This window comes from Pseudomonas sp. MYb13, assembly GCF_002980075.1.
GTDB lineage: Bacteria > Pseudomonadota > Gammaproteobacteria > Pseudomonadales > Pseudomonadaceae > Aquipseudomonas > Aquipseudomonas lurida.
In genome coordinates, this window is sequence record NZ_PCQI01000004.1 from 460,821 (window position 1) to 478,152 (window position 17,332).

The 17,332-nt window shown below is 62.2% G+C and carries 17 protein-coding genes; 7 read left to right on the forward strand and 10 right to left on the reverse strand.

Annotated elements, in window-relative coordinates; genetic code table 11:
* Positions 1-127 precede the first annotated feature (127 nt).
* From dsbG to dsbD, 3 genes are read right to left on the reverse strand one after another with little or no spacing between them, the layout of a single operon-like run.
* Positions 128-889, reverse strand: coding sequence for a thiol:disulfide interchange protein DsbG (gene dsbG, locus CQ002_RS11435; RefSeq protein ID WP_034107872.1), 762 nt, complete (start codon positions 887-889; stop codon positions 128-130).
* On the reverse strand, positions 865-1,710 hold the full coding sequence (locus CQ002_RS11440) for a prolipoprotein diacylglyceryl transferase family protein (RefSeq protein ID WP_034107870.1): 846 nt from the start codon (positions 1,708-1,710) through the stop codon (positions 865-867). Before CQ002_RS11440 ends, dsbG begins: the two co-directional genes overlap by 25 nt.
* A complete protein-coding gene (dsbD, locus tag CQ002_RS11445) occupies positions 1,710-3,434 on the reverse strand; it encodes a protein-disulfide reductase DsbD (RefSeq protein ID WP_105162635.1) in 1,725 nt (574 codons plus the stop codon). The genes CQ002_RS11440 and dsbD overlap by 1 nt, the downstream gene beginning before the upstream one ends.
* Before the next feature lie 164 nt (positions 3,435-3,598).
* Between dsbD and CQ002_RS11450 the strand changes: the two genes are divergently transcribed.
* From CQ002_RS11450 to CQ002_RS11470, 5 genes are all read left to right on the forward strand, one after another.
* Positions 3,599-4,279, forward strand: coding sequence for a response regulator (locus tag CQ002_RS11450; protein ID WP_034107867.1), 681 nt, complete (start codon positions 3,599-3,601; stop codon positions 4,277-4,279).
* On the forward strand, positions 4,276-5,598 hold the full coding sequence (locus CQ002_RS11455) for an ATP-binding protein (protein WP_034107866.1): 1,323 nt from the start codon (positions 4,276-4,278) through the stop codon (positions 5,596-5,598). Before CQ002_RS11450 ends, CQ002_RS11455 begins: the two co-directional genes overlap by 4 nt.
* 124 nt (positions 5,599-5,722) lie before the next feature.
* Positions 5,723-6,490: an N-acetylmuramoyl-L-alanine amidase gene (locus CQ002_RS11460; protein WP_034107864.1), complete on the forward strand. Its 768-nt coding sequence runs from the start codon at positions 5,723-5,725 to the stop codon at positions 6,488-6,490.
* A 188-nt stretch (positions 6,491-6,678) separates the two neighbouring features.
* Positions 6,679-8,073 (forward strand): aspartate aminotransferase family protein, encoded by a 1,395-nt coding sequence (locus CQ002_RS11465; RefSeq protein WP_105162634.1) that lies wholly within the window; start codon positions 6,679-6,681, stop codon positions 8,071-8,073.
* 82 nt (positions 8,074-8,155) lie between these two features.
* Positions 8,156-8,380: an MbtH family protein gene (locus tag CQ002_RS11470; RefSeq protein ID WP_034107860.1), complete on the forward strand. Its 225-nt coding sequence runs from the start codon at positions 8,156-8,158 to the stop codon at positions 8,378-8,380.
* Positions 8,381-8,459: 79 nt separating this feature from the next.
* On the opposite strand, the gene CQ002_RS11475 is transcribed toward CQ002_RS11470, so the two are convergent.
* From CQ002_RS11475 to minC, 7 genes are all read right to left on the reverse strand, one after another.
* Entirely contained in the window at positions 8,460-10,628 is a 2,169-nt protein-coding gene (locus tag CQ002_RS11475; RefSeq protein WP_105162633.1) for a mechanosensitive ion channel family protein, read from the reverse strand.
* A gap of 52 nt (positions 10,629-10,680) precedes the next feature.
* Entirely contained in the window at positions 10,681-10,857 is a 177-nt protein-coding gene (locus tag CQ002_RS28315) for a hypothetical protein (protein WP_010208820.1), read from the reverse strand.
* Positions 10,858-11,042: 185 nt separating this feature from the next.
* A complete protein-coding gene (locus CQ002_RS11480; protein ID WP_034107856.1) occupies positions 11,043-12,332 on the reverse strand; it encodes a M18 family aminopeptidase in 1,290 nt (429 codons plus the stop codon).
* A gap of 186 nt (positions 12,333-12,518) precedes the next feature.
* Positions 12,519-13,154 carry an RluA family pseudouridine synthase gene (locus tag CQ002_RS11490; RefSeq protein ID WP_034107854.1) on the reverse strand — a complete coding sequence of 212 codons (636 nt, stop codon included), beginning with the start codon at positions 13,152-13,154 and terminating at the stop codon, positions 12,519-12,521.
* Positions 13,155-13,250: 96 nt separating this feature from the next.
* Positions 13,251-13,505, reverse strand: a complete 255-nt coding sequence (gene minE, locus CQ002_RS11495; protein ID WP_003175252.1) for a cell division topological specificity factor MinE — start codon at positions 13,503-13,505, stop codon at positions 13,251-13,253.
* A 3-nt stretch (positions 13,506-13,508) separates the two neighbouring features.
* Positions 13,509-14,321, reverse strand: a complete 813-nt coding sequence (gene minD / locus CQ002_RS11500) for a septum site-determining protein MinD (RefSeq protein WP_003175251.1) — start codon at positions 14,319-14,321, stop codon at positions 13,509-13,511.
* Between the two features lie 199 nt (positions 14,322-14,520).
* Complete coding sequence (minC, locus tag CQ002_RS11505) at positions 14,521-15,258, reverse strand: septum site-determining protein MinC (protein WP_105162632.1); 738 nt, start codon at positions 15,256-15,258, stop codon at positions 14,521-14,523.
* Positions 15,259-15,377: 119 nt separating this feature from the next.
* Here minC and CQ002_RS11510 point away from each other — a divergent pair, with 119 nt between their 5' ends.
* Positions 15,378-16,310, forward strand: a complete 933-nt coding sequence (locus CQ002_RS11510; protein WP_034107850.1) for a lipid A biosynthesis lauroyl acyltransferase — start codon at positions 15,378-15,380, stop codon at positions 16,308-16,310.
* Positions 16,311-16,342: 32 nt separating this feature from the next.
* Positions 16,343-17,332: patatin-like phospholipase family protein (locus tag CQ002_RS11515; protein ID WP_105720648.1), on the forward strand; the 990-nt coding region annotated here is incomplete at its 3' end.

Genomic DNA, 17,332 nt, shown 5'->3' on the forward strand with positions numbered 1-17,332 from the left:
ATGTTTGCCGGCTGTCAGCGCCGATTCGCGAGCGAGCCCGCTCCCACACTCGACCAGGTTCATCCTGAAGGAAGGTGATCGAGTATGGGCGTGGGCTTGCTCGCGAAGGCGTCAGTCCAGTCGACGCTTACTTCGGCCCAAGAATCTTCACCAACTTATCCGGCGACGGCGCCCCTTGCTGTTGCTGCAAGCCACCCTTGTCATCCAGATAGAAAATCGCCGGCGTCGCCGACAATTCCAGTTCATCCATCAACTTCATGTTGCTATCAAGCTTGGCCTCGATATCGGCCGGGATCTTGTCCAATGCCTGCAATTTGCTGCCTTTGCCGGCGGCCTCGTGTTCTTCCAGGGCTTTTTGCGGATCCTTGGCAGCGAACAGCGCGGCGGATTTGCCGGGGCTGTCTTCGCGGATGATGCCGACCATGATGTGGCGCAATTGCACCTTGCCGGCCTTCACCCATGGGCGGGCCTGTTCCCAGAACATGTTGCAGTAAGGGCAGTTGGGGTCGCTGAACAGGTAGACGATGCGCGGTGCGTTTTTGTCGCCGTCCTGGATCCAGCTGCTTTTTTCCATCTTGGCCCAGACTTCCTTGGCCATGGGGGCGTACACCAGTTTTTCCAGGGGCGCGCTGCTCAGGTCATTGCCCTGGGCGTCGTACAGGTTGCCGGCGATCACGCTTTTGCCGTCGGCGGTCAGGTACAGGGCCATGCCCCGGTTCTGGTACTGGGCGGCGTAGCCGGTAAGGCCGCTGGGGGCATCGAATTTGCCGAGGATCTTGGCACCCTTGGCTTCGATCTGTTTGATCGGTGCCGGCCAGTCCTCGGCCTGGGCCAGGGTGGCGGCAAGCGTCAGCGGCAGCAGGGTCAGCAGGTGGCGGAGGCGGGGCATGTCGGTTTCCTTTCAGGAGCGGTATCGAAGGGTTCCATGGCACGGGCCAGGCTGGCCTGGGACAACTCGCCCAGGTGGCTGTTGATCAGGCGTCCGTCGGCGCGGTAGAACAAGGTGGTCGGCAGGGCCATCGAGCCTACCGCCTGGCCGAGGCGGCCGCTGGCGTCAAATAACACGTTGTCGAGGGTCAGGCCTTGGGTCGCGAGGAAGGTGCTGACGCTTTGCATGCTTTCGGCCTGGTTGACGAACAGGAACGTCACATCAGGGCGTTGATGTTGGGCGCGTTCCAGCACCGGCATTTCACGGCGGCATGGCGGACACCAGGTGGCCCACAGGTTGATCACCAGCGGGCCGCCCTTGTAGTCGGCCAGTTGCACCACTTCGCCATTGGCATTGCGCAGGGTAATCTCTGGCAGTTGCGAGCCTTTGTCATACAGGCTCAGGGAGACGCTGGTCATGCCCCAGAACACCAGGCCGGTGATCACCCCGGCGCTCAGCGGCTTGCGCAGGGCCGGGCGGCGCCAGCCGTAGGCCAATGCGCCGAGGACCAGTGCGATCACGCCAGGCCAGGCGAGGAAGCCGCCGTCGCGCAGATCGACCATTTGCAGCCAGTCGTTGCGGTAATCACTCCAGTACATCAGCACAAAACTGACACGGGCTACCAGCATGCCCAGCAGGAACAGGCTGAACAGCACCGACTCCGGGTTTTCACCGCCACGCTTGGCGACGCGCCAACCCACCAGGGTGGCGAGAATCAGCGCGCTGATCAGCAAAATGTGATTCAGGGCGATGGCGAAGGTGCCAATGGTCAGGGTCAACATCAGAGGGCGCCCCGGGCTTGCGTCCAGCGTTGCAGGAAGGCGGCGGCATCCACTTCGCCGGTGATGCGTTGGGCGCGGCGTTCTTCACCGTCCGGGCCGATCCACACGAAGCTGGGCGGCCCCGGCACCTTGTAGCGGCCAAGCAGCTCGCGGCTGGCGGCGCTGTCGGCGGTCACGTCCAGGCGCAGCAGGCGTACGTCCTTCAGGGCGTCGAGCACTTCTGGTTTGCCGAACACTTGTTTTTCCATGATCTTGCACGACACGCACCAGTCGGCGTAATAGTCCACCAGCACCCATTGGCCCTGGGCCTTGGCGCTGTCGAGCTGGCTTTGCAGCACCGCTGGGTCGTTGAGGGTCATGAAGGCGTCGTGGGCCGTCGGTGCGGCGGCCCGCGAGTCGCTGTAGACCTTGAGCGGTTGCCACAGGTCGTCGCTGCCACCCGCTGCGCCCACCACCAGCACGGCACCCCACAGGCCCAATACCAGGGCACCGGCGCCAAAGACCTTGGCGGCCAGGCCGTATTCGCGGGCCAGCGTCCAGCCGCAGTAAGCCATCACCAGCGCGAGTGCGCCCCACAGGCCAAGCCACAGGCTTTCATCGACCACCGGGCGAATCATCAACACGGCGGTGCCTAGGAACAGGAAGCCGAAGATGCCCTTGAGCACGTTCATCCAGGTGCCCGGTTTTGGCAGGAAGCGGTTGCCCACCGTCACCAGCAGCAACAGCGGAATACCGATGCCGATGCCCATGGCGAACAGGATCAGGCCACCGTGCAGTGCATTGCCGCTCTGGGCGATGTAGAGCAGGGCGCCGGCCAGGGGCGCGGTCATGCACGGGCCCACCAACAAGCCGGACAGTGCCCCGAGAATCCCCGCGCCCACCAGGCTGCCGCCGCGTTGCTGGCGGCTGACGTTGTCCAGGCGGTCGCGCAGGAACGCTGGCAGTTGCAGTTCAAAAAAGCCGAACATCGGCAGGGCGAGGATCACGAACAGCGCGGCGAAGCTGCCCAGGATCCACGGGGTTTGCAGCAGTGCGGCGAGGTTTGCGCCCAGTAGCGCAGCCACCACGCCGAGCGCCGCATACACCAGGGCCATGCACACCACGTAGCTGCCGGCCAGGGCAAAGCCGCGACGCGGGCTGGCGCCACTGCCCACCACCAGGCCGGCGAGTATCGGCAGCATCGGCAACGAACAGGGGGCAAACGCCAGCAACAGGCCCAGGCCGAAGAACAGCAGCAGGCTCCAACCCAGGCTGCGTTGCTGCAAACCGCTGGCCAGGCTCTGGTCCTGGGCTTCGGCGGTCGCGGCGACGGCCGGGTTGCCACCCAGGTCCACTGTGATCGATTGCGGCGGATAGCACAGGCCCGCATCGGCACAGCCTTGCCAGCCCAGCTTGATTTGGCCGGTGGCCCCGGCGGGGATCTTCACTTCCAGGCCCTGGCGGTACACCTCCTGGTCGCCGAAGTACTCATCGCTATGGGCTTCGCCTTGCGGCAGCCCCGGCTTTTCAGCCAGCCCATCGAACTTCATGCGCTGTTTGTACAGGTAATAACCGTCGGCAATCTGCCAATACAGCTGGGTCTCGCCACTTTCAAGACGTTCGGAGGTAAAGGTGAAGGCTTTGCCCACCGGGAGGAAATCAGGTTTGGTCTCAAACGGGTTGCCCGGCGCGGCCTGGGCGAACCCCGCGAACAACACCAGCAGAAAGATAAACAGATGCCGCATGGTCAAGCCTTAGTTCGATGCAAGTGGGCACACAATGTGTGGCGTTGATTAACCGATGATTAACCGGGGCTATTCTAGAGTCTTAGTGGGCGTCTTTTCACGGCATAATCGGCGCTTAATCCACGACACTTTTAATCACCCCCATCTTTCATGAAGGGTTCAGCATGCACGTATTGGTCTGCGAAGACGACGAACTGATCGCCAGCGGCATTGTGGCCGGCCTTACCGCCCAAGGTTTTACCGTCGAACGCGTGGCCACGGCGGGTGCCGCACGCGCGATGCTCAAGGCGGCCACGTTCGACATCATGGTGCTCGATCTCGGGCTGCCGGATGAAGACGGCCTCAAGCTATTGCAGCAACAGCGCAGCCAGGGCCTCGAAATCCCGGTGCTGATCCTGACCGCGCGGGACTCGGTGACCAACCGCGTCGACGGCCTGCAAGCCGGCGCCGATGACTACTTGCTCAAACCCTTCGACCTGCGCGAACTCGCCGCGCGCCTGCAAACCCTGTTGCGCCGGGTGGCAGGGCGCAGCGTCAACCTGATCGAGCATGGTCGCCTGGCCTATGATCCAAGCAGCCGCGAGACGTTCCTGGGCGGCGAACCCGTCGACTTGTCGCGCCGCGAACAGGCGCTGTTGCAAGCGCTGCTGCATAACAAGGGGCGTGTGCTGTCCAGCGAGCAGCTCAAGGACAGCGTCTACGGTTTCAACGATGAGTTGGAAAGCAATGCCCTCAACGTGCATATCCACCACCTGCGGCGCAAATTGGGCAATGGCATTGTCGAGACCGTGCGTGGCCTTGGGTACCGCCTCGGCCCGGCTGACGGGGGCGAGGACGCCTCGTGAAAAGCCTGCGCCTGCGCCTGACGTTCAAGCTGGGCGCTGCTTTCGTGCTGATCTGGGTCTTGGCGGCTGCCTGGATGCTCAACGATCTGCGCAACCAGATGATGTTCTCCCTCGATCAGCGCCTGGTGGCCTCGGCCCGCATGGTGGCGGGGTTGACCGAGCAGATGCCCGGCCTGGCCAGTGTGAGCGGCGGTGCGCACTTCAGTGCCGAACAATTGCATGTGCCCGGTGGCATGGCCTGTCAGGTCAGTTCCCTGCGCGGGGAAGTCCTGGCGCGCAGCCACACCACGCCGGACGAAGGGCTGGAATCGCGCAAGAGCGGGTTTCGTGACCAGGTCATCGATGGCGTGGGCTGGCGCAGTTTCACCCTGTCCCGCGGCGATCTTTTAATCACCACCGCCGACCGCCAAGTAGAGCGCGAGGCCCTGAACCTGTCGATCTTGCTGGCGGCGTCGGTGCCGGTGGGCGTGGCGATGCTTGGCTGCCTGTGCCTGTTGTGGCTGGGGATTGGCCAGAGCCTGCTGCCGCTCAATCGCATGCGTGACGCCTTGATGCGCCGCAGTGCTGACTCCCTCGAACCGCTGCAGATCCACCCGTTGCCCAGCGAACTCAAGCCGCTGCTCGACACCCAGAACCAACTCTTGCAACGCATTGCCAAGACCATCGAGCGCGAACGCCGCCTTACGGGTGATGCTGCCCACGAACTGCGCAGCCCTCTGACGGCGATCAAGACCCATCTGCAAGTGGCGCGCATGACCGAAGGCGCGGCCCGCGACCAGTCCCTGGCCCACGCCGAGGAGGGCGCCGACCGCCTGCACCGCACCCTGGAGCAATTGCTGCTGCTGGCGCGGGTGGAGGGTAACCTGTCGTTCGACGATGGCATGCACTCCAGTGCCGAGGATGTGGCACGGCTGGCGATCCAGGATGCCAATGCCGGTGACAACTCGCGTATCGACCTGATCCTGCCGGACAACCTCTTGGCCACTCCGGTGGAAATGCCAGTGGGCCTGGCGGTCGCAGCGTTGCGCAACCTGCTGGACAACGCCTTGCGCCATACACCGGCCGATACCCGGGTGGAACTCAGTGTATTCACTGCCGCCGATAACGTGGTGTTCCGCGTGCGTGACCACGGCAAGCAGATCAGCGCCGAGGACCTGCAGTACCTGACCCAGCGCTTCTGGCGCAACGGCAACAGCGAAGGCTGCGGCCTCGGCCTGGCAATCGTGCAAGCGATTGTGCAGCGCTGTTCCTGCTCGTTGAAGTTCGACAGCCAGCCAGATGGCCTGCGCGTGGACCTGGGTATGCCGCTGCGGCGCTGATTACTTTCCTTTCAAGTGCCAAATAGTTACCGCCCTCCTGAAGTTCAAGGCTTCAGGATGGCGGTAATTTTTTTGCGCTTGAACGGGCTGAACGACTCGGCCTGTATTGAAAAGGACGGTTCTTATGTTGGTCATCGATACCAGTTTTCCTGCCCAAGGCTTCAATGAACGTGACGGCGAGCCGGTGCGGCAGGTGATCCTGCATTACACGGCGGCACCGTTCGGCTCCTCCCTGCGCACCCTGACGCAGGATGGGGTCAGTGCGCACTATCTGCTGCCCGACCCCGACGACCCCAGCTACAGCGCTGCCGGCTATGAAGAGTTGCGGGTCTTTCGATTGGTGGAGGAGGACAAGCGCGCCTGGCATGCCGGGGGGAGCCATTGGGCGGGGCGCGATAACCTTAACAGTCGCTCGATCGGCGTCGAGCTCGTCAACCTGGCGCGGGACGACGGCGGCGTGTTCACGTTTCCTGCCTACGCGGAGGAACAAATAGAGGTGTTGATTGCGCTGGTTCGCGACGTTCTTGGGCGTTATCCACAGATCGGGCCTACCGACATCCTCGGGCACTCGGACGTGGCGTACGGGCGCAAGAGCGATCCAGGGCCTCGGCTGCCGTGGCAGTGTCTGCATGAAGCGGGGGTAGGGGCCTGGTTTGATGAGGCAACGCAGGCAATGTATCAGCGTCGGTTCTGTGTCGGGTTGCCGCCGGAGGTCGAGGTGGAGCGGGCGTTTCAGCGTTACGGGTATGCGCCGGCGAAGAACCGGCAAGCCTTTGAACAGAGAACGCGGGCGTTTCAGATGCACTTTCGGTCGCGGGATTATTGCGGGTTTCTGGATGCGGAGACCTGCGCGATTTTATATGCGCTGAATGAAAAATACCTTGGGTTATAAAACCGAGTGCGATTCCAAATGTGGGAGCGGGCTTGGGGCTTCATCCATCAGTTAAAGATCGGTGGTCACTAAATCCCTCCCGTGCTGGTGCGTTTCCAGAACAGGAAATCCGTGCGCATGCCCCTTGGGCCAGACGCCAGCGGATCGGCAGTTTGGTCACCATCATCAGCGTATTGAGGGATCGAGAAATGTCAGTCGCTACCACCCGTATCGAAGACGCCCAGGTGCATGAAACGCTCTACCAGTTCGACGAAACCCCGTTGCTCGCCCGCCAGCGCCAGCAAGAGTCCAACGCCCGTAGCTACCCCCGACGCATTCCCCTGGCGCTCAAGCGCGCCAAGGGTATTTACGTGGAAGACGTGGAGGGCCGCAGTTTTATCGATTGCCTGGCCGGCGCCGGCACCCTCGCGTTGGGGCACAATCACCCGGTGGTGATTGAGGCCATCCAGCAGGTGCTGGCCGATGAACTGCCACTGCACACACTGGACCTGACTACTCCGGTCAAGGACCAGTTCGTGCAGGACTTGTTCGGGCTTTTGCCGCCGACGCTGGCACGGGAAGCAAAAATCCAGTTCTGCGGACCCACTGGCACGGATGCGGTGGAAGCCGCGTTGAAGCTGGTGCGCACCGCCACCGGGCGTAGCACGGTGCTGTCATTCCAGGGCGGTTACCACGGTATGAGCCAGGGTGCCTTGAGCCTGATGGGCAGCCTGGGGCCGAAGAAACCCTTGGGAGCCTTGCTTGGCAATGGCGTGCAATTCTTGCCCTACCCCTACGATTACCGTTGCCCGTTCGGCCTGGGTGGTGCAGAAGGGGTGCGGGTCAACCTGCATTATCTGGAAAACCTGCTGAACGACCCGGAGGCCGGCGTATTGCTGCCGGCGGCGGTCATTGTCGAGGTGGTGCAGGGCGAGGGCGGTGTGATTCCGGCTGACCTCGACTGGCTGCGTGGCCTGCGACGCATCACCGAACAAGCGGGTGTGGCGTTGATCGTCGATGAAATCCAGAGCGGATTTGGCCGCACCGGCAAGATGTTTGCCTTCGAACATGCCGGCATTATCCCGGATGTGGTGGTGATGTCCAAGGCCATCGGCGGCAGCTTGCCGCTGGCGGTGGTGGTGTATCGCGACTGGCTCGACACCTGGCTGCCGGGTGCGCATGCCGGGACCTTCCGTGGCAACCAGATGGCGATGGCGGCGGGTTCGGCGGTGATGCGCTACCTGAAGGACCACGACCTTGCCGGCCACGCGGCCGCCATGGGCGAGCGCCTGGGTGAACACCTGCGCATCCTGCAGCGCGATTTCCCGCACCTGGGCGATATTCGCGGCCGTGGGCTGATGCTTGGCGTGGAGTTGGTAGACCCAAGTGGCATCCCAGACATCCAGGGCCATCCGCCGGTGCATCGTCAGTTGGCGCCGCTGGTGCAGCGCGAATGCCTCAAGCGCGGCCTGATCCTGGAGCTGGGTGGTCGGCACGGCAGTGTCGTGCGTTTCCTGCCGCCGCTGGTGATCACCGCCGCCGAAGTGGACCGCGTGGCGGACATCTTCGGACGCGCGTTGGCTGCGGCGGTGGCCAGCCTCTAATTTTTTCGCAGCTTGGTACGTTTCTACAGATATCAGTGCTGCGCGCGGTGCGCAGCCAGCCTTTTAGCGATGGAGAACAGCAATGACCTCAGTATTTGACCGCGACGACATCCTGTTTCAGGTAGTGGTCAACCATGAAGAACAGTATTCCATCTGGCCTGACTACAAGGCTGTACCGGAAGGCTGGCGCACCGTAGGCAAGAGCGGCATGAAGAAAGAGTGCCTGGCCTACATCGAGGAAGTGTGGACCGATATGCGTCCGTTGAGCTTGCGCCAGAAGATGGACGGTACAGCGCTGACCAACTGATTCTTCCCCACCCTTGTAGGCGCCGGCTCAAGGACGCCATCGCCGCGCTGCGACGATTCCACAAGCCGGCGCCGACTGTTCAGGTAGTCTTTTCTTTCTCCAGCCCGCCCGAAGCCCCTGTCACCACCTGCACACTCAAGCGCGGCGTCGCCAGGTCCAGCCCGGCTTCATCCAGGTGACGCTTGAGCGACAGGTTGAACGCCCGCGACACTTCCCACTGCTTGATTGGCGCTGTCTTGAACCGCGCCCTTAGAATTGCGCTGCCCGATTCGAAACTTTCGACACCCTGGATTTCCAATGGCGACCAGATATTGCGGCGTTGCAGGGGGTCATTGCGCATTTTCTGGCCGACATCGCGCATCAGCTTGATGGCGTCGTCGATTTCCATGTTGTAGGGGATCGCCACCCGGAAGATCGCGTAGCCGAACTCCCGCGAGTAGTTCTTGATGCTCTTGATCTCGCTGAACGGGATGGTGTGCACGATGCCGTCGATGTCGCGCAGGCGCACCGTGCGGATGGTCAGGCCCTCCACGGTCCCCAGGTGGCCGCCGACATCCACGTAGTCGTCGATGGCCAGCGAGTCTTCGATGATGATGAACAGGCCGGTGATCAGATCCGCCACCAGGGATTGCGCGCCAAAACCGATGGCCAGGCCGATCACGCCGGCACCCGCCAGCAGCGGCGTGACGTTCATGCCCATGTTCGCCAGGGCGACAATCGCGGCGATGATAAAGATAGTCACGAACAGCACGTTGCGGATCAACGGCATCATGGTCTGCGCCCGCGCATTGGCCAGGCCTTTGCGCGAGCGGGTGAGGGCGTGATGGATCGCGGTGTCGCTGAGAATCCAGATCAGCCAGGCAAACAACAAGGTACCGGCCAGGCCGAATAACTTGACGCTGACTTCATGGCCATCGCCTTCGGTAAAGCGGATCAACGACAGGCCCCACACCCGCAGGCCCAACTCGATGAACACCAGCCATACCACCAGGTGGGCCAGGGTGTAGACGAAGCTCTTCAGGCGTTCGGAGTACAGCGCGTGGCGCTTGTGCCCGCGTTGCGGCTTGAGGGCGTGGCGGCGCACCAGGCCGTTGATCACCATGCACAGCACCAGCAGCACCGTACACAGCAGCGACTGGCGCAAGGCCGTGCTGGTATCGCCGGCAGAGACGAAGGTGGCGAACAGCGAGATACCCACCAACAACAAGGCCGGGATGTACCAGAAGGAGCCGATGATTTCGATGGTGTCACTGAGGGCACGGCGGGTCAGGCGGCGGGACAGTGGCTGGTTGCGAATCAGGTGGGCGATGGGCCGGCGGAAACGCAGGATAAACACACCGGTCGACAGCGCCGCCATCACATTGGCAACCGTCGCAGCGGTATGGGACAAATGCTGGCCCAGCGCCTGGACCAGCCGTGGGTCGCTCAGGGCTTCACCGAAGGCGGCAAAACTGCCAATCCACCACAGTGGGCGGAAAGCCTGGTGGCGCAGGATGTACAGCGCGCGATGGCGATGGGGGCCGTCGAGTACGGAAAAGGCAATCACGCAGATCGCAGAGAAGCAGGTGCCCACCACCAGCGCGTAGGCCAATACCATCGCCAGGGATTTGCCCAAAGACGAGGGCAGCGCGTAGCTCAGGTAGACCGTGATCACCAATGCGATCAGCCACGGGCCCAGTTTGCGCAGGGCAAAGCGCACCATGTCCCAGGTGCGTGGGTGTTGCGGCAGTTCTTCGGGCAGGCCGAAGCGTTCACGTACGCGGTGGCTAAGCCAGATCAGTGCGGCGGCGAGCAGGCTCCATACCGCAAGGATCAAGGCAAAACCGAAAATGATCGGCAGCCATTCGTTGGCCGGCAGCATCAGTGCACTGAGTTCTTCCTTGGCCAGGTCGACTTCGTTGGACCAGCGCCCCAACGGGCTGTCGGCGCCGGAGAACTGCGCTTCCAGGTTGGCCAGGGTGCCGCCGATCAGCCCCAGCACACCTTCTTCGGCGGCCGGTTGGGCTTTTTTCGTGGCCTCACGGAGTTTTTTCAGGTCGCTCAGCAGCTGGGTGCGCTGCTGGTCGTTCTCGAGGGTCTTGATCACCTCGTCCAACGACTGCCCCAGCGGCACTTCAGCCTGGGGCTGGGTCTTGTTGGTACTGCCCAGCAAGCCTGGCAAGCCCACGGCTTGGGCAGGCGTGAGCGGCAGCAGCGTCAGCAGGGCGATCAAACAGTAGCAGGGCAGGGCAAACAGACGGGAAAGCACGAGGCGGTCAACCTTGGAAACGACGAATTGACCGAGTGTACGAGTGCAATCGTCATTCGGCCAGTTTGGCGAGGATCTTGTACACCACGGTGCCCAGGATCAACAGCATGCCGATCCACATGCCAAACACGCCGAGGGGCTTGTCACGGAAGTTGAAGCCTACAGCCAACATGATCATACCGATCAGAATCGGGATAAGCATGGCATGGAAGGAGGACATGGAGATCATGGTGCGACGGCCTTGTCGGAGTGGGAATACTGACAAGTCTAGGTCGGATTACGGGAAATGGGATTGATGTGGGTCAGATACCGATGTGAGTGTTCTTAATCGTCATTGCGGGCAAGCTCGCTCCCACGGTTGGAAGGTACTTCCCCTGTGGAAGCGGGCTTGCCCGCAATGGCCGCACCTCGGTCTCAAGGCAAGTCGTGGCTCGCGTAAAACGCACCCAGCACCTTCACCAGGTGCGCCAGGTCATGGCTGCCGCACAGCTCGCGAATGGAGTGCATGGCAAACGTCGGCAAGCCGATGTCCACGGTCCGTACGCCCAGGTGGCTGGCGGTGATCGGGCCGATGGTGGAGCCGCAACCCATGTCGCTGCGCACCACGAAGCTCTGCACCGGCACTTCCTGGGCCATGCACAGGTGGCGGAAGAACCCGGCGGTTTCGCTGTTGGTGGCGTAGCGCTGGTTGCTGTTGACCTTGATCACCGGGCCGGCGTTGAGCTTGGGGCCGTGGTTGGCGTCGTGCTTCTCGGCGTAGTTCGGGTGCACGCCGTGGGCGTTGTCTGCAGACACCAGCAGGGATTTCTGAATGGTGCGTACGAACTCATCACCTTCCGGCAGCAGGCGACGCAGGGTCTGTTCGAGCATCGGGCCATCGGCGCCGCACGCCGAGCACGAGCCGACTTCTTCATGGTCGTTGCACACCAGCACGCAGGTTTCTTCGCTGTCGCTGGTGAGCAGGGCCTGCAGGCCGGCGTAGCACGACAGCAGGTTGTCCAGGCGCGCGCCGGCGATGAAGTCACCGTTCAGGCCGATCACCGCAGCGCTTTGCGTGTCGTAGAAACTCAACTCGTAGTCGAGTACGACGTCGGCATTCAGCCCATGCTCGCGAGCCAGCTGCTCGGTGAGCACGGCGCGGAAGTCCACGCGCTCATCACCGGCAAATTGCGCGAGGATCGGCGGCAGCTCGGTCTGGGCATTGATCGCCCAACCCTGATTGGCTTCACGGTTCAGGTGAATGGCCAGGTTGGGGATGATGGCAATCGGCAGCTTGAAGTCGATCAACTGGCTTTCGACCTTGCCATCGCGGCGGAAGGTGACGCGGCCGGCCAGGGACAGGTCGCGGTCGAACCAGGGCGCCAGCAGCGCACCGCCGTAGACTTCGACGCCCAACTGCCAGAAACCTTGGCGCTGCAGCTCCGGCTGCGGCTTGACCCGCAGGCACGGACTGTCGGTGTGGGCGCCGACCAGGCGGATGCCGCCCTGCAGCGGCGAGTGGCGGCCGAGCTTGAAGGCGATGATCGAGGAGTCGTTGCGGGTCACGTAGTAGCGCCCGTTGGCTTCGGTGTTCCAGGTTTCGCGCTCGTCGAGGCGCTGGTAGCCGGCCGCTTCCAGGCGCAGGGCCAGGGCCGCGGTGGCATGAAAAGGAGTAGGGGAGGCCTTGAGGAAGTCGATCAGGCCTTGATTCAACGCTTCGCGCATAAATAGCTCCAGACAGCAATGCGCGGAGTTTACCGTATTGGTTTCACTCGGTGTCTAGAACTGACGCAGAACTCACTGTGGGAGCGAGCTTGCTCGCGAAGGCGGTGCGTCAGTCACTCAATAGGATGACTGATCCACCGCCTTCGCGAGCAAGCCCGCTCCCACGTTTTGATCGTATTGCCAATTTTAGAACGGGGCGGGGCACTCGAAGCGCAAGCGCTCGCCGGTTTGCGGATGGGTGAAGCTCAGCATGCTCGCGTGCAGGCACAGGCGTGGCCAGGCGGCCAGGGCCTGTTCATGGGCGTACAGGCCGTCACCCAGCAGCGGGTGGCCGATGGACAGCATGTGCACACGCAACTGGTGCGAGCGCCCGGTGATCGGCGTCAGCTCGACGCGGCACCAGTCGCCGCAGCGTTCCAGCACTTTCCAGAAGGTCAGCGCGTGCTTGCCGAATTCATGATCGACCACGTGACGTGGCTTGGTTGGCGGGTCATAGCGCAGAGGCAGGTCGATGCTGCCGCTGTCCAGTTCCGGTTGACCCCAGGCCAAGGCGGTGTAGGCCTTTTCGGTTTCTCGGTCGTGAAATTGGCGGGACAGTTCGCGGTGGGTGTCGGCGTCCCGGGCCAGCAGGATGATCCCCGAGGTTTCCCAGTCCAGGCGATGCACGATACGGGCTTCGGGGTAGCCGTTTTCCTGCAGGCGGGTGATCAGGCAGTCTTTGTTGTCGTCGGCGCGGCCAGGCACCGAGAGCAGCAGGGTGGGCTTGTTCACCACCAGGACGGCGTCGTCCTGATGAAGGATGTGGATAGTGGACAACGGCATTAAACAGCCTCGTAACAAACGCCAACGGCGGCTCGCCCACCCAATGCCCAAAAAGGCATCAGGGTGAACGAGCCGCCGTGGCAGCCGCCTTTTCGATCAACGATCAGGCAGGGTGATATTGAGTTCCAGAATCGAGCAGCTGCCGTCATTTTCCAGGGCGACATGCACGTCATCGTTGCCGATATTGACGTACTTGCGGATCACCTCGACCAGTTCCTTCTGCAAGGCTGGCAGGTAGTCCGGCGTGCTGCGTTGGCCGCGTTCGTGCGCCACGATGATCTGTAGACGCTCTTTCGCTACCGACGCGGTACTTGGCTTTTTGTTGGCGCGAAAGAAGTCGAGAAATTTCATTGTTTAGTTGCCTCCAAAGATACGCTCGAAGAATCCCTTCTTCTTAACATCGAGGAAGCGATGTTCCACGGTCTTGCCCAGCAAGCGATCGACTGCATCGCTGTACGCCTGGCCGGCGTCGCTCTGGTCGTCAAGAATCACCGGAACACCCTGGTTGGAAGCCTTCAGGACGGCCTGGGATTCTGGAATAACACCCAGCAGGGTCACTGCGAGGATTTCCTTCACGTCTTCAACGCCGAGCATTTCGCCATTGCTGACGCGCTCAGGGTTGTAGCGGGTGAGCAGCAGGTGCTCCTTGATCGGGTCCTGGCCTTCTTCGGCGCGCTTGGATTTGCTGGCGAGCAGGCCGAGCATGCGGTCGGAGTCACGGACGGAAGAGACTTCCGGGTTGGTCACCACGATGGCTTCATCGGCGAAGTACATCGCCAGGTGAGCACCCGTCTCGATACCAGCCGGGGAGTCGCAGACCACGTATTCGAAGGTTTCCTTCAGCTCGGCGAGGACTTTGCCTACGCCTTCCTTGGTCAGCGCGTCTTTGTCGCGGGTCTGGCTGGCAGCCAGCACGTACAGGTTCTCAAGGCGCTTGTCCTTGATCAGGGCCTGTTGCAGGTTGGCTTCACCGTTGACCACGTTGACGAAGTCATACACCACGCGGCGTTCGCAGCCCATGATCAGGTCGAGGTTACGCAAGCCGACGTCGAAGTCGACGATAACTGTCTTGTGGCCGCGCAGAGCGAGACCGGTACCGATAGCGGCGCTGGTGGTGGTCTTACCCACACCACCCTTGCCGGATGTAACCACGAGAATCTTGGCCAAGGTGTTTCACCCCTAAGGAAAAAGGACTTTCGGTCCCTGAAAAACATCTCTTGGAACTCGCTGCAGGCGGACAGCCTTTGTAGGAAAAAGATGGGGTTTCCCAGGGAGAAACGCCACTTCCAATTATTCCTACGCAAGTCTTGCCGGTTTCGCTGTGCTATCAGAGTCTAGAGATGCTTGGAAAATGCGGCAGTATCCGTTAAAGACGGATGATGTTCAACACATCGCCCGACAGGTTGACCTGCACCGAAGCCCCCCACAGCGGATCACGGCGCAAATCTTCTGAAACCTTGTACTGGCCTGCGATGGACACTAGCTCAGCGGTCAACTGCTGGCAAAAAATACGGGCCTTGGTATCACCCTTGATGCCGGCGAGGGCACGTCCGCGCATCGGGCCGTATACATGGATGTTGCCATCGGCGAGAAGTTCCGCCCCCGGACTGACCGAGGAGATCACCACAAGGTCGCCACCCTGGGCGTAAATCTGCTGTCCGCCGCGTACGGGCGAGGTGATGATCTTTGTAGGCTTGATCGCAGGCTCGGGCGGTTTTTCCGTTTTTTTCTTCTCTTCACCGACCAATGGTTCCAGCGGACGCTCGCGCGCACCGGACGGTGGCAGTACTGGCAGTTCAATGGCGATGGCGGCGGCGATGTCTTCAATACGGCTGGCGCGAATCGCCAGGGTGCGCAGGCCATGGGAGCGGCAGACGCGCATCAGGCCGGGCAGGTCGATGCTGCCCTGGCCAGCGGGCAGTTTGTCCAGGGCCAGCACCAGCGGGGCATTGTTGAAGAAATTCGGCGCCAGGGCGACCTTGGCGGCGAGCTGGCGGTCCAGGGCATCGAGGTCGTTGCGGGCGAGTTCCAGCACGGTGATGGCGAGCATGCTGCCTTTCAGCTGGAACACGGGATCTTGGTCTAGCGGTTCGGTTTGGCTCATGGTCGGCAAAAGCGGCTTGTCACGAAAAGTGTCGAGACTTATAACGAGAACACTCACGGGCCGCAAGCCGAGTCGAACCGTTGTAGAATGCGCGGCCCTTGTCTTTACCGGAATCTGTAATGGATCGCCCGCGTTTTCGAGCTGTATTTTTTCACCCGCGCTTTTGGCTGTTATGGCTGGGACTAGGCCTGCTATGGCTGGTCACCCAACTGCCGTACCGTGCACTGCTGACCATTGGTCGCCTGCTGGGTGCGGGTATGTACCGTGTGGCCGGCGAACGTCGCCGCATCGCCGCGCGAAACCTGGAACTGTGCTTCCCGGAAAAATCTGCCAAAGAGCGTAAGCACCTGCTCAAGGAAAACTTTGCCTCCACCGGCATCGCGTTCTTTGAAATGGCCATGAGCTGGTGGTGGTCGCGCCAGCGCCTGGCACGCCTGGCCCACGTCGAAGGCCTGGAACACCTCAAGCAGGCCCAGTTGGATGGCAAGGGCGTGATCCTCATGGCCCTGCACTTCACCACCCTGGAAATCGGCGCAGCGCTGCTGGGGCAGAAGCACACCATTGATGGCATGTACCGCGAGCACGGCAACCCGCTGTTCGACTACATCCAGCGCCGTGGCCGTGAACGTCATAACCTCGATTCGCTCGCCGTGGAGCGCGAAGACGTGCGCGGCATGCTCAAGCTGCTGCGCGCCGGTCGCGCCATCTGGTATGCACCGGACCAGGATTACGGCGCCAAGCAAAGTATCTTCGTGCCGCTGTTCGGCATCCAGGCTGCCACTGTGACCGCGACCAGCAAGTTCGCCCGCCTGGGCAAGGCGCTGGTGGTGCCGTTCACCCAAGAGCGCCTGGCTGATGGCAGTGGCTACCGGCTGGTGATCCACCCGCCCTTGACCGACTTCCCCGGTGAAAGCGATGAAGTTGACTGCCTGCGCATCAACCAGTGGGTCGAAGCGTCGGTACGTGAATGCCCCGAGCAATACCTGTGGACCCATCGCCGCTTCAAGAGCCGGCCACCGGGTGAAGCTAAGCTGTACGAAAAACGCCGCTGACAATACCGACTTTCCCCACATGGAGTGACGCAATGCGCCCAGCTGAACCGGTTACAGGCTTGATTCTTTCCGGTGGCGGGGCGCGAGCGGCGTATCAGGTAGGGGTATTGGCGGCGATTGCCGAGCTGTTGCCGCCAGGGGCGCCCAATCCGTTTCCCGTGATCGTCGGCACGTCGGCCGGCGCGATCAACGCCGTGACCCTGGCCAGTGGCGCGATGGATTTCACGGCGGCCATCCAACGCCTCACCGCCTTCTGGCAGGGCTTTCGCAGCCACTTGGTGTTGCGCAGCGATTGGCCCGGAGTGATTCGCCAGGCCGGCCGCTTTCTCATCCACAGCCTGCTGGGCCTCGGCGCCCAAGTGCCGGTGGCACTGCTGAACAGCTCGCCGCTGCGCGAGCTGCTGCAGGAGCGCTTGAACCTGGACGGCATTGACGAAGCCATCCGTCAAAAGCACCTGCACGCCGTCGCAGTCACGGCCTTTGGCTATGAGTCCGGGCAAGCGGTGACCTTCTACCAGGGCGGCGGCACCATCGACGCCTGGCTGCGCCATCGTCGCATCGGCGTTCCGACCCAACTGACGGTTGAACACCTGCTGGCCAGTTCGGCGATCCCCTTGCTGTTTGCCCCGGTGAAGCTCGACCAGGAGTATTTCGGCGATGGTGCCGTACGGCAGTCGGCGCCGATCAGCCCGGCCTTGCACCTGGGGGCCAGCCGGGTGCTGGTGGTCGGTGTCAGCGGCAACCCGCGGGGTAACGAACCGGCGACGCAGCGCACTTATACCGGCCAGCAGCCGACCCTGGCGCAGATCGGTGGGCACATGCTCAACAGCACGTTCATTGACAGCCTCGAAGGCGATATCGAATTGCTGGAGCGCTTGAACCAGTTCAGCCATGCCGCACCTGGGGTGGCGGCGGTGGAGGTGCTGGTGATTGCGCCGAGCCAACCCATCGACGAAATCGCGGCGCGGCACCGCCAGGAATTGCCAGCGGCATTGCGTTTGTTCTTGAGGGGGCCGGGGGCG